The 12,727-nt window shown below is 70.5% G+C and carries 12 protein-coding genes; 9 read left to right on the top strand and 3 right to left on the bottom strand.

Annotated features, from left to right (window positions below):
* Positions 1-86: 86 nt before the first annotated feature.
* On the top strand, positions 87-761 hold the full coding sequence (locus J7E25_RS08850) for a GyrI-like domain-containing protein (RefSeq protein ID WP_214869764.1): 675 nt from the start codon (positions 87-89) through the stop codon (positions 759-761).
* A gap of 1 nt (position 762) precedes the next feature.
* Here the strand turns inward: J7E25_RS08850 and aztA are convergent, their stop codons facing one another.
* Positions 763-1,449 carry a zinc ABC transporter ATP-binding protein AztA gene (aztA, locus tag J7E25_RS08845; RefSeq protein ID WP_214869763.1) on the bottom strand — a complete coding sequence of 229 codons (687 nt, stop codon included), beginning with the start codon at positions 1,447-1,449 and terminating at the stop codon, positions 763-765.
* A 55-nt stretch (positions 1,450-1,504) separates the two neighbouring features.
* Between aztA and aztB the strand changes: the two genes are divergently transcribed.
* The 7 genes from aztB (at position 1,505) to J7E25_RS08810 (ending at position 8,509) form a co-directional block, all read left to right on the top strand.
* Entirely contained in the window at positions 1,505-2,389 is an 885-nt protein-coding gene (aztB, locus tag J7E25_RS08840) for a zinc ABC transporter permease AztB (RefSeq protein ID WP_214869762.1), read from the top strand.
* A 26-nt stretch (positions 2,390-2,415) separates the two neighbouring features.
* Positions 2,416-3,678 carry an ABC transporter gene (locus tag J7E25_RS08835; RefSeq protein ID WP_214869761.1) on the top strand — a complete coding sequence of 421 codons (1,263 nt, stop codon included), beginning with the start codon at positions 2,416-2,418 and terminating at the stop codon, positions 3,676-3,678.
* Complete coding sequence (aztC, locus tag J7E25_RS08830; RefSeq protein WP_214869760.1) at positions 3,675-4,616, top strand: zinc ABC transporter substrate-binding protein AztC; 942 nt, start codon at positions 3,675-3,677, stop codon at positions 4,614-4,616. The genes J7E25_RS08835 and aztC overlap by 4 nt, the downstream gene beginning before the upstream one ends.
* 26 nt (positions 4,617-4,642) lie before the next feature.
* Positions 4,643-5,887 carry a zinc metallochaperone AztD gene (gene aztD, locus J7E25_RS08825; protein ID WP_214869759.1) on the top strand — a complete coding sequence of 415 codons (1,245 nt, stop codon included), beginning with the start codon at positions 4,643-4,645 and terminating at the stop codon, positions 5,885-5,887.
* A 150-nt stretch (positions 5,888-6,037) separates the two neighbouring features.
* Positions 6,038-6,805: an alpha/beta fold hydrolase gene (locus tag J7E25_RS08820; RefSeq protein WP_214869758.1), complete on the top strand. Its 768-nt coding sequence runs from the start codon at positions 6,038-6,040 to the stop codon at positions 6,803-6,805.
* 67 nt (positions 6,806-6,872) lie between these two features.
* Positions 6,873-7,757: an LLM class flavin-dependent oxidoreductase gene (locus tag J7E25_RS08815; RefSeq protein WP_214869757.1), complete on the top strand. Its 885-nt coding sequence runs from the start codon at positions 6,873-6,875 to the stop codon at positions 7,755-7,757.
* A 14-nt stretch (positions 7,758-7,771) separates the two neighbouring features.
* Entirely contained in the window at positions 7,772-8,509 is a 738-nt protein-coding gene (locus tag J7E25_RS08810; protein ID WP_214869756.1) for an SDR family NAD(P)-dependent oxidoreductase, read from the top strand.
* Positions 8,510-8,680: 171 nt separating this feature from the next.
* Here the strand turns inward: J7E25_RS08810 and J7E25_RS17850 are convergent, their stop codons facing one another.
* Positions 8,681-9,346: an extracellular solute-binding protein gene (locus tag J7E25_RS17850; RefSeq protein WP_308164455.1), complete on the bottom strand. Its 666-nt coding sequence runs from the start codon at positions 9,344-9,346 to the stop codon at positions 8,681-8,683.
* Between the two features lie 9 nt (positions 9,347-9,355).
* On the opposite strand from J7E25_RS17850, the gene J7E25_RS08805 reads away from it, so the two are divergent.
* Positions 9,356-9,565: a substrate-binding domain-containing protein gene (locus tag J7E25_RS08805; protein ID WP_308164454.1), complete on the top strand. Its 210-nt coding sequence runs from the start codon at positions 9,356-9,358 to the stop codon at positions 9,563-9,565.
* Between the two features lie 114 nt (positions 9,566-9,679).
* On the opposite strand, the gene J7E25_RS08800 is transcribed toward J7E25_RS08805, so the two are convergent.
* Positions 9,680-12,646 (bottom strand): hypothetical protein, encoded by a 2,967-nt coding sequence (locus J7E25_RS08800; protein WP_214869755.1) that lies wholly within the window; start codon positions 12,644-12,646, stop codon positions 9,680-9,682.
* Between the last annotated feature and the right edge of the window lie 81 nt (positions 12,647-12,727).

The following is a 12,727-nucleotide window of genomic DNA, read 5'->3' as shown; positions in this document are numbered from 1 at the left end:
GCTACGAGTTTGATTCACCGATGTCGCGGGGGTTGCATTCCGCCTCGAGGACGACTTCCGTCCGCATGCCGTCGTAGGTTCGAGCCATGAACGATGAACGGAGAGCGGATGTCGCCCGCGTGACCGACGAGAAGTACGACGTGAAGCGCGCGCACCGCGAGCTCTACTCGCCGTCGGCGCGCGAGTTCGCCATGGTCGACGTGCCGCCGATGCGATACCTCGCCATCGACGGCCACGGCGATCCGAACTCGGCGCAGGACTACGCCGACGCCGTGGTCGCCCTGTACAGCGTGGCCTACGCCGTGAAGTTCCGCAGCAAGCGGGAGTTCGGACGCGACTTCGTGGTCGCCCCGCTCGAGGGGCTGTGGCGGGCCGATGATCCCGACGTCTTCATCACCCGCGACAAGAGCGCGTGGAGCTGGACGATGCTCATCTCCCAGCCCGACTGGATCAGCGAAGAGCACGTCGGCGAGGCGATCGCGGCGAACGCGAAGGCTCCTCGGCCGGCGCTCGATCGACTCCGGCTGGAGCGGATACACGAGGGCACGGCGGTGCAGATCCTCCACCTCGGGTCATACGACGACGAGACGGCGACGCTCGAACGCCTCCACGATGAATGGATGCCCGCGCACGGCCTCACGTTCAACGGCGATCACCACGAGATCTACCTCAGCGACCCGCGCCGCACCTCGCCCGAGAAGCTCCGCACGATCCTGCGGCAGCCGGTGCGCCCGGCAGAGGTCGACACCCCCGACTCGTAGGTCAGCGATCGCCCTCCGGCGGCGCGAGTCGAACGATCGACGCCGCAGCGGGGAGCGCGTCGAGGTCGTGGGTCACGGCGACGACCGCGGTGCCGGCGGCGGTCGCGCGCGAGATCGCGTCGGCGACGGCCTCGCGGGCGGATGTGTCGAGCGCCGACATCGGCTCGTCCAGCAGCAGGAGTCGCGCCTGCTGGGCGAGACCCTGCGCGATGAGGGCTCGCTGTCGCTGGCCACCCGACAACTCTGCAACGGGTCGGCGGCGCAGCTCGGTCATGCCGACCGTGTCGAGCGCGTCGGCGACGATCGCTCGGTCGGCCCGGGACAGCGGCCGCCAGAACCCGGTGTGCTGCCAGCGGCCCATCGCCACGAGCTCGCCGACCGTGATCGGCAGGCGGTCGGACAGTGCTGAGCGCTGCGGCACGAACGCGATCGATGCGGCATCCGCATGCTCGACGGTGCCGGCGTGCGGTTGCACGAGGCCGGCGAGCACCGAGAGCAGGGTCGACTTGCCGGCACCGTTGGGGCCGACGATCGCCGTAACTTCGCCCGAGCGCGCCACGAGGTCGACACCGCGCAGCACCGGCCGGCCGCCGAGGTCGACGTGCACGCCTAAGGCCCGCACGACGGGTGATGCGACGGGATGACCCGTGCGATCGGGGCAGGGAGGGGCAGCGGGCGTGGTGGGCACGCTCGTCACGATAGCAAATGATAATCGTTCTCAATTAATGCTACGGTGGCGTCTCGTGACCCTGCTCCTCGACCCCTTCGCAACGGCGTTCATGCTGCGCGCGCTCGCCGGCGGCATCCTCGTCGCCGTCATGTGCGCCATCGTCGGCACCTGGGTCGTGGCGCGAGGTATGGCGTTCCTCGGCGAGGCGATGGCGCATGGCGTGCTGCCCGGCGTGGCCGTCGCATCGCTCATCGGGGCGCCCACGCTCGTCGGCGCCGCGGTGAGCGCTGCGCTCATGTCGGTCGGCGTGAGTGTCGTGCAGCGCAGGTGGCGGCTCTCGGCCGACACGAGCATCGGCCTGCTCTTCGTCGCGAGCCTCGCGCTCGGTGTCGTCATCATCTCGGGGTCGCGCACCTTCGCGACGGATGCCACGGCGATCCTCTTCGGCGACATTCTGGCCGTGCGGCCGGAACAGCTCGCTGCGCTCGCCATCGCCACGATCGTCACCGCGCTCGCGGCGCTCGCGTGGCATCGCGCGTTCGTGGCCCTCGCCGTCGACTCCAGGCAGGCCCAGCTGCTCGGCCTCCGGCCGCGCCTCGCGCACGCGGTGCTCGTGGGGCTCGTGGCGCTCGCCGTGATCTCGGCGTATCAGGCCGTCGGGTCGCTTCTCGTCGTCGGCATGCTGCTCGGCCCGGCCGTCGCCGCCGGACGATGGACCCACCGCATCCCGACCACCATGGCCCTCGGCGCCGCGATCGGCGCGGCGAGCGTCTGGGTCGGCCTCCTCATCTCCTGGTACGCGGGCACCGCGGCCGGCGCGAGCGTCGCCCTCACCGCCGTGATCTCGGCGGCCGTGTCCGCGGGCATCCGCGCCATCGTCGACGCCTCGCGGTCGGGCAGTCGCGGCCCGGCCGGGCCCGCCGGCACGACGGCGATCCGCGCGACCGCCTCCGCCTGACCTCCCAGCACCACTGAAAGGATCCCGTGTTCTCTCGCACCACCCTGCCGTCGATTACGGCCATCGCCGTCGCGCTCACGCTCACCGCGTGTGCCGGCGAGGGCACGAGCGGCGCCGCGGCATCCGGCCCGCCGGATGCCGCGGGTGACGACTCGGCCCTCGGCGACGGCCATGGCACCATCGCCGGCGCCCAGGAACTGCCCGAGCCGCAACTGCACCTGCTCTCGCTCGACGAGACCGGCACTCTCTCGCACCTCGATCTCCTCGACGAGTCCGTCGGCGAGCTCGGCACCGTCGACGGCGTCGCGGATGTCGCGACCGAGGGTCGGTACGCCTACCTCGTGCGCCCCGACGCGGGCGCCGTCACCGTCGTCGACAGCGGCGTGTGGACGTGGAGCCACGTCGACCACTTCCACTACTACCGCGGCGAGGCATCCATGCTCGGCGACGTCGAGGGCAGCGGCCGCGCGACCGTCGCGGCGAACGACGCCGGTGCCGGGCTGTTCTTCGCCGAGACGGGCGAGGCCATCGTGCTCGATGCCGCGACGCTGGCAGATGCCGGCCTCGACGAGCGCGTGCGCGTCTCGGTCGAACCGCATGACGGGTTCATCGTGCCCGTGGGCAGCAGCGCGCTCGTGACCGAGCCCGGCGCCGACGGCTCGCCTACGAGAGTGCGGGTCGTCGACGGCGAGGGTCGGCTTGGCGAGGCGGTCGAGTGCGCGGGTGCCGCCGGCACGATCGCGACCGTCGTCGGAGTGGTCGTCGGATGCCGCGACGGCGCACTCCTCGCGACGATCGGCGACGCCGGGGTGATCGAGCTCGAGCGCATCCCGTATCCCGCCGATGCGGGCGCCCCGCCTGCCACGGAGTTCCGGGCTCGAGAGGGCCGGCCGACGGTCGCCGCCGTCGCCGGGGCATCCGGGATCTGGTTGCTCGACACGCGCAAGCGCAGCTGGGCGCTCGTCGACGCGGGCACGCCCATCGTCCAGGCCAGCGCCGTCGACGACACCGACGAGCACGTGCTCGCCCTCGCCGCCGACGGGCGCGTGCTCGTGCTTTCGGGCGCGACGGGCGAGATGCTCGCCGCGACCGAGCCGCTCGTCGCCGCATCGGCCGCCGACCCAGAGCTTGTCGCCGGCATCGAACTCATCGCCGACCAGCACCGGGCCTACCTCAACGGGCCCGCCGAGCGGCGGCTGTACGAGATCGACTTCGCGGATGCCGCGCGCATCGCCCGCACCTTCGACGCCGCGGCCGAGCCGCGCTTCACCGTGGAGACGGGCCGATGAGGCGGCCGGCAACGGCCTTCGTCGCGCTCGCCGCCGTCGCCGCGACCGCCGGGCTTCTCACGGGATGCGCACCGTCGGCCGCGGCCGATCGCCCGCTGGTCGTCGTCACGACGAACATCCTCGGCGACGTCGTCGGCGAGCTCGTCGGCGACGAAGCCGAGGTCCTCGTGCTCATGCCGCCCGGCGCCGACCCGCACTCGTTCGAGATCTCCGCGCAGACCGCGGCGCGACTGCGCGATGCGGAGCTCATCGTCGCCAACGGCCTCGGCCTCGAGGAGGGACTCGCGGATCACGTCGAGTCGGCCGAGGCCGACGGGGTGCCGGTGTTCCTCGCCGGCGACCACCTCGAGGTGCTCGCGTACGCCGAGGGCGACGCCGCGGGCACGCCCGACTCGCACTTCTGGACCGACCCCGCCCGCATGGTCGACGTCGTGACGGCGCTCGGCGACGAACTCGAGGCAGAGCTCACGGGCTCCGCCGGCGCCGGGGCCGACGTCGACCGCATCACGGCGAACACCGAGGCCTACCTCCGCGAACTCGACGAGCTCGACCGCGAGATGTCGACCAGGTTCGCCGCCATCCCCGAAGCGCGCCGGGCGCTCGTCACCAACCACCACGTGTTCGGCTACCTCGCCGACCGATTCGGGTTCCGCGTCATCGGCGCGGTCATCCCGAGCGGCACGACCCTCGCCGCGCCGAGCGCGAGCGACCTTCGCGAGCTCGTCGCCGCGATCGACGAGGCGGGCGTGCCGGCCATCTTCGCCGAGTCGTCCCAGCCCGATCGCCTCGTGCAGGTGCTCGCCGAGGAGGCCGACCGCGACGTCGACGTCGTCGAGCTCGTCACCGAGTCGCTCACGCCCCCGGGCGGCGAGGCCGGGACGTATCTCGACATGATGCGCGTCAACACCGCGCGCATCGCCACCGGGCTCTCCACGTGAGGCCCACGACCCTGGAAAGGGAACCCATGAAGGTCCTGCCCGCACATCGCGGCGCGCTCGTCGCGTCGCTCGCCATGGCGGCGCTCGCGCTCACCGGCTGCGCCACCGCGGCATCCGGAGGCGAAGCGGCATCCGCCGACGACTCCACCGCATCGACCAAGCCCGCGTCGCGCGTCGCACTCGCCTACGAGGGCGGCGTGTACGTGCTCGACGGTACGACGCTCGAGGTCGTCGGCGAGTTCGACACCGAGGAGTTCACGCGCCTCAACGCGGCCGGCGACGGTCGCCACCTGTTCCTCACGACGTCGCAGGGCTTCCAGCTGCTCGACGCGGGTACGTGGTCGGATGCCCCGGGCGAGGTGAACACCGCTGAGCCCGAGCTCACCGACCTGCTCGTCGAGGCCGGAGCAGCCGGCCATGTCGTGCGGCACGGCGGACGCACCGTGCTCTACGACGACGCCACGAGCAACACGACGATCTTCGACACCGCCGAGCTGCTCGAGGTCGACGGCGCGCTGCCCGAGGCCGAGGTCGTGCCCGGCACCGAGGCGCACCACGGGGTCTCGGTCGTGCTCGAGGACGGCACGCTGCTCACGACCGTCGGCAACGCCGACGGTCGCACCGGCATCAGCGTGGTCGACAGCGACGGCCACGAGGTCGCGTCGAGCGCCGAGTGCCCCGGCGTGCACGGCGAAGGCACCCTGAAGGGCGAGGTCGTCGTCTTCGGCTGCGAGGACGGCGTGCTCGTCTACGACGACGGCGAGATCGTGAAGCTCGACGCGCCCGACGAGTTCGGCCGCGTCGGCAACGCCTACGTGTCGGAGACGAGCTCGATCATGGTCGGCGACTACAAGGACGACCCCGACGCCGAGGGCTACCTGCTCCACGCCGTGGTGCTGGTCGACTCCGCGGCGCGCACGCTCGAGGTCGTGCGCCTGCCCGAGGGCGTCGAGTACACGTGGCGCGGCATCGCCCGCGGCCCGAACGACGAGGCGCTCATCCTCTCGGCCGACGGCGCCGTGCACGTGCTCGACCCCGAGACCGGCGAGATCACCGACTCGTGGGATGTCGTCGAGCCGTGGGAGGGGCCCGTCGAGTGGCAGCACCCGCACCCCGCGATCGTCGTGAACGGCGACGTCGCGTACGTGACCGAACCGGCGGCCAACGCGGTCCACGTGCTCGACCTCACGACGGGCGAGGTCATCTCCACGACCGAGCTCGAGCACACGCCGAACGAGATCGCCGTCACCACCGGCGCGCCGCTCGAGTAGTCGGGGCGGCGGCGCACCACGTTCCGCGATGCAGCGAACGCCCGGTCCTCGTCGCGAGGACCGGGCGTTCGACTGCGGCAGCAGAACTTATGCTCGCGTGGTCGCACGCGCCTCTCCCATTTGCGGCATGGTGGATCCATCGTTCGACGAATGGAGAGTCCTGTGACGGATGCGACACCGATCGTGCTCGTGCACGGCTGGGCGGGGTCGGCCGAGGCGTGGCATCCGATCGTGTCACGACTTCGTGCGAAGGCCCCCCAACCCGTCGTCGCAGCGCGGCTTCCCGGCTCACCCGGAGCGCCCGATGGCGGCACCTCCACGATCCCGGGTGCCGCGGCGATGCTCGCCGAAACGCTCCGCGCACAGGCACGTCCGGTGTTGCTCGTGGGGCATTCCATGGGGGCGCAGGTGACGCTGCTCGCACACGCGATGGAGCCGGATTCGGTGCTCGGCGAGGTCGTGATCGACCCGGCGTACGGCGCCTCGCACACCGATCACGCCGGGATGACGGAGTGGGCCTCGCGCATCGAGACGGAGGGTCACGCCGCCACCCACGACTTCTTCGCCTCGGCTGCCGCGACCATGCCGCCCGAAGCCGGGAATCTCCTGCTCGCCGATCACAGTGCCACCCACCCAGCGGTGATCGCGCGGTACCTGCGCTCGGAGTACCTGGACTCCGGGGCCATCGGATTCCTTGCCGGCACACGTCGCGCCGCTGCGCGGCGAACCAAGCCGGTGCTCGCGATCCATTCGACCGAGTTGGGCGCATCCCGCGAGCGCATGCTCCCCGCGCCGCCCGGGTCGCGCGTCGAGACGTGGATCGGCCACGGGCACTTCCTGCACCTCGAGTCACCCGACCGATTCGTCGAGACCGTCGGCGCCTGGCGTCGATCGCTCGCAAACCCGGTGGTTGAGTAGGCCGCGAAGCAGCCGTATCGAAACCACCTGCCACCTCCACGTCAGTGGCCCGTGCCACCATGGTCGGATGCGACGCATTGGAGCGATCTTCCAGCCCGAGTTCCCGCCCGAGCGGCTGCGGCCGGTGGTCGAGGCAGCAGAGGAGGCGGGCGTCCCCGAGCTGTGGCTCTGGGAGGACTGCTTCCAGCAGTCCGCCTTCGGCACCGCCGCCGCGGCGTTGGCATGGAGCGAGAGGTTGAAGGTGGGAATCGGCGTCGCTCCGATGCCGCTGCGCAATGTCGCCGTCACCGCCATGGAGATCGCGTCGATCGCGCGGCTGTTCCCCGATCGGCTCCTGCCTGGGGTCGGGCATGGCGTGCAGCGATGGATGGCGCAGACCGGCAGTCGAGTGGCCTCCCCGCTCACGCTCATGCGCGAGTACGTTCCGGCGCTGCGGCAACTGCTCGCCGGCGAAGAGGTCACGACGAGCGGCCGCTACGTCACCCTCGATGGGGTTCGACTCGATTGGCCGCCCGCAGCACCGCCGTTGGTGCACGCAGCGGGTGAAGGGCCGAAGACGCTGCGTCTCACCGGTGAGACCGCCGATGCCACCATTCTCGTCGGCGGCACTTCGGTCGCTCGCGTGGCGGAGGCCGTGTCGATGATCGCCGACGGGCGCGCGGCCGCTGGCCGCGATGGGCGCAACGAGGTGGTGGCCTACGTGATCGCGGGCTTCGGTGGCCGCGAGGCGCGCGAACGCGTGAACGGCGAGCTCGCGCGCTCGAACGTGCTCGACGACGGACCACGCGCGGCGGTCGGCGACGCCTCCGATGTCGCCGAAGTCGCGGAACAGTACTTCGCAGCCGGCGCCGATGCCGTCGTGCTGCAGTCGACTTCAGACGAACCCGACCTCGAGGGCTTCATGCGCCACGTCGGCGACGTCTCGCGGCAGCTGGCGCCGTCGGTGGCGTAGAAGAGGAGGCAGAGATGGCGGTCTCCTACGTCGTCACCGGCGGACTCGGGGGAGTCGGCCGCGCGATCGTCGATCGCCTCGCCGACGCCGGGCACGTCGTCATCATCGATCCGGGCACGGCGGCGCACCTGCCCGATCGCGTGCAGCTCGTGTCGGGAAGCGCGGCCGATCCCGAGGTCGCGGCCGAGGCAGCTCGCCGAGCGGAAGACGCGGGCGAACTCGTCGGTTGGGTGAACAACGCCGCGATCTTCCGTGACGCCGGCCTCCTGAACGCCGACGCCCGCGACATCCTCGAGCTCATCACTTCCAATCTCGCGATGGCGGTCACCGGATGTCACGCGGCCGTTCGTCACTTCGTCGAGCATGGCCGCAGCGGGGCGATCGTGAACGTGTCGTCGCATCAGGCGCAACGACCGGTGCGCGGGGCGTTGCCGTACGCGACGGCCAAGGCGGCGATCGAGGGACTCACGAGGGCCGTCGCCGTCGACCATGGTCCGGCCGGCATCCGGGCCAATGTCGTCGCGCTCGGCTCGATCGCGACCGAGCGCTACGAGGCCTTCCGGGCCGCGCATCCCGAGGTCGATGCCCAGATGGCGTCGCTCCATCCGCTCGGCAAGGTGGGCAGTGTGCAGGAGGTCGCCGACGTGGTCGCCTTCTTGCTCTCGAACGGCGCCGGGTTCGTGAACGGCGCCGTCATCCCCGTCGACGGCGGACGCTCGGTGCTGGGTCCCGATCCCGAGGCGATTTCCTGACCATATGCGGCACGGCTCGCGCTCGACGGCTGGCTCCAACGGTCGAGCACTCGCGCTCAAATGCCCGGCGGTGCCTGTGCCGTCAGCCGATGGCGTCAGCGAGAGAGACCGCCGTGTGCTCGGCGACGGCCCCCGGAGTGAACCCCCGGAGGCCGCCGAAGCGCGCTCGAACTACTCGTTCAGCGTGGCGAGCTCGGTCGCCGGGTCGGCACCGTCGGCGATGTTCTGCAGCACGATACCCAAGTCGTTCTCCAGCGAGTCACGACCGGGCGCGAGGAGCTTGCGGGCATACTCGCTCGACTGAAGTGACTCGGTCGTCAGGTCGACGCTCCGCTTCGCGAGCTCGCTCTCGCCGTCGCCGAGCTCGACCGTGACGCCTTCGGCCACAGGGAACCCCTGCAGCGTGTTCACCCACAGCTGCTGGCCGGCGCCGACCGCGAGGAACTCGACGAACTTGGCTGCCGCCTCCTGCTTCTCGGGGCTCGAGTCGGCGCTGATCGCGAGCGCGAAGTCGACACCGGATGTCACGCCGGCGCCCTGTTCGCCGACCGTGGGGAACACCGCAAAACCGATCTCGTCACCTTCCACCGCGCTGCCGGGCACCTCGGGACTCGTCGACAGTGCGGCTCCGACGTGCCACGAGCCGGTCGGGAAGAACACGCTCTTGCGGGCGAGGAAGTAGTCGTCTCGTGCATTCGGGTACGTTGCGACGGTGGTCGCGGCGCCTTGGAAGACGCCATCGGCGAAGAGTGACTGCCAGCGCTCCGCAGCCGCGACGAGATTCTCCGAGTCCCACGGGTCTGTTTCAACGACTCCCTGGCTTTCGGGGCCCTTCACGCCCTCGCCGTGAACGGGATAACGGTGCCCGACGACGTAGCCGTGGTCGGTTTCGATGACATCGATGAAGGCCGATACACCGTCCCGACACTGACGACCGTTGGGCCTGGCCCGGAGGTCATCGCCGACCGCGTCTTCGAGCTCATCGACCGCCTCGAGGAGCAACCGATCGGCCGCCATGTGCTCCCTCACGAGCTCGTGATACGTGAGAGCGCGTGACCGCGACGATCAACACGATGGTCGGCCCGGTACGCCCGCGGCATCCGCTCGCTCCAACGCAGAATGCCCGGCCCCCGTTTCCGAGGGCCGGGCGTTCATGCGGCAACGCGTGCGCTACTTCTTCTTCTTCTTCGGCTTGATGCGCAGGTCGTCCCAGCCGACGAGCGTGCCGTCAGCCGTATAGACCGCGATCTTGTGCTCGCCCACGGCATCGGCCGGAAGGGTGACCGAGATCTTCCCTTCGGCGTCGACCGCGTGCTCGCCGAGTGAGACGGGCGTCGAGAACAGGTACGCGGCGACGCCGACGCCGACGTACTCGGCGGGAAGCGAGACCTTGACCTTCGACCCCGGCGCGACGGTGCCGGGCACCGAGACGCCGCCCCGACTCTCCTCCGTCAGCTCCGCGTCCGAGGGGCCCGTCGACACGGTCGTCGGCGTTCCCAGCAGCACCGGCGCGATCGTGATCTTGTCGACGTCGGGCGCATAGGCGGTCGGGTTTCCGAACGTCAGCGCACCGCCTGGGGTCGTGAGGGTGATGGGGATGGTGCGCTCCCAGAAGCTGTCCCACGAGTACGTGTAACGGAAGTACTTCGCGGCAGCCGTCTCGGGCGAACCCTCCTCGGTCACGACGAGCCGGCGGTCGACGACCTGCGGGTTGTAGTCGTGGCGACCCGACAGCTCGGCGTTGGCGTAGTGCACCACGATGTCGTACTCGCCCGGTGCAGCGAAGGCCGCCTGACGATCCACGCGCAGCGTGTTGCCCGCACCGTTGCCGAGGTAGCCGACCTTGGCCGAACCCGACGCGTTGGTGCCGCTGCCGGCGCTGAGCTGGAACACGGATGCCGCGCCGGCGAGCGTCGCGCTCTCGGCCTCGATCGTCGTGGCCGAAGCATCGCCGTCGGCGGCGCGCGCGGTCGTCACCTGCTTGAGCAGCACGCCCTCGGGGGAGCGCAGCTCGATCTCGTTGATGCCCTGCGAGAGGTGCAGGCGTGCGGTCGAACGCCAGGCACCGGATGCCTCGGCCTCGAGCACCGCGACCGAACGGCCGTTGACCGACACGTCGATCGTCGAGGCACCCTCGGTCGCGTAGTCGAGCGTGACGTCGTGGTAGCCCGACTCCCATGCGTTCGCGTAGACGTCGGCGCGCTGCTCGCCCGAGAGGGACGCGAAGCCACGAGTCGTGAGCGATCCGTCGTAGCGCACGCCGGCCCCGCCGTCGTAGCGCAGCGTGCTGGCCGGGTAGATCGTCGGCTCGCCGTCGGTCACGTCGGTGAGCACGAACTTGTCGAGCGTGATGTCGGAGTTCGGCAGGCGGTTGACGCCGTCCTGGCTCGCTCGCAACGAGAGCACGTGCGTGCCCGCGGTGAGCTCGACGACGACCTCGGCGCTGCCGCGGTACTGCCAACGGCTCGTGGCGTTGAGCGCCAGGTCGGCGGTGTACTGCACGAGCTGGTCGTGCGCGCCGTCGACGAAGAGGGCGTGCCGGCCCGGCGTTCCCGGTGCGCCGCCGATCACCTGGAACCGGTAGCGGCCGTCACGCGGCACCTCGACGGTCCAGTCGGCCTTCGAGCTCGCCTGGTTGAACGAACCGACATCGCGGCCGCCCGAGGCGAGGAACTTCCAGCCGCCGTTCGCGGTGGGGCTCTGCGTGTACGCGATCGCAGCCGTGAGCGCGGTGTTCTCCGCCTCGATGCTCGAGCTCCACACCGCGTCGGCCGCGACGGCGCGGCTCTGCTCGGGGGTGATGAGCACCTGGTAGGCCGCATACCGGTCATATGTGGGAACCGTGAGGTCGAGGGAGCCCGCATCGAGCGCGACGCCGTCGAGTGCCGAGATCACGCGGGGCGTGCCCGCGAGGCCCTCGGCTCCGGTGAGCGTGATCTCGCGCACCTCGACGTCGACGCGATCGCCGAACACCTCGGGGTCGAGGCCGGTCAGGTCGAGGGTGACGTCGTTCTCGGTGCCGCCGTAGAGCACCGTGGCCCGCTTGTTCGCGGTGTCGATGGCACCGATGCCCTGCAGGGTGTCGGCCACGTTGAGCGAGGGCGGGGTCACCGCGACGGTCTCGCTGCCGGCGAGATCGCCGTACCACTTGAACATCCACCAGCCGCCGTTCGCGGCGTTGGCGCGTGCGCTGTTGTCGGAGAAGTTGCCCGCATAGTTCCAGTACGCCGTCTGCGCATCGACCTTGGCGTCTTCGAACATCGAGAACCACTGGATGAGCTGTCCGGGAACGCCCATGTCACGCAGCATCCCGTACTCGGTGATGTTGACCGGCAGCGGGTCGATGCCGAGGGCGGCTTCCATCGCGCGATACTCCGCGAGGTGCGAGCGGAAGGTGGCAAGGTTCTCGATGCCGAGCTCGTGCCAGATGAAGATGTCGGGCATCACGTCGTTCGCGAGCGCGTAGTCGAGGTAGTCGGCCGAGCGCTCCGGCTGCCACCGGGAGTCACCCGGCCCGCCGATCACGGGCGCGTCGAGGCCGTGGCGCGCGTAGACCTCCTGGATCTTGTGCACCGTGGCCTTCCAGTCGCCGAGGAACGTGTCTTTCAGGGCGCCCCAGTTGTTGTACCAGTTGCCGCCGTCGGCTTCGTTGAAGGGGATGAACACGTAGTCCTGCGGGCGCGCCGATTGCGTCGCCACGGCCTCGGTGACGAACTCGACGATCTCGAGGTAGTCCCAGGTGCCGTTCGGCACCGAGGTGTACGAGCCGTCGGCCTGGTTGTAGGTGCGGGCGTCGCCGGGCCGCTGGCCGCCGTTGTAGGCCCAGTCGGGGTAGTAGTCCTGGATGTAGATGTACAGCTGGTCGCCGTGCTTGTCGAAGAAGCCGTCTTCGATCTTCAGGGCATCGCCGCTCGGATGCTGCGTTCCATACGGCGCCTTCTGCGACGAGTTCGTGATGTGCGCCCCGTTGATCAGCGCGCGAGTTGGGGTGTCGTCGTCGCCGAACCCGTAGAGGGTTCCCGTGGCGCCGCCGCGGAACTCCCCGGTACGGTCGGAGAAGTCGACGGCGAGCACGTCGGTGCCCTCCGCCGCGGTTGCGGTCGTGGCCGCCAGTGGCGCGGCCAGGCCTCCGATCATCAGTGCGGTGGCTGCTGTGGCAGCCAGGCTTCTGCGGGCATTCTTCATTGAATCGCTCTCCTGTCGTCAGTGCCAAGCGGC

Origin of the sequence: Agromyces sp. ISL-38 (genome assembly GCF_018613935.1) — a bacterium.
Lineage (GTDB): Bacteria > Actinomycetota > Actinomycetes > Actinomycetales > Microbacteriaceae > Agromyces.
This window is presented reverse-complemented; position numbering and strand designations above follow the sequence as displayed.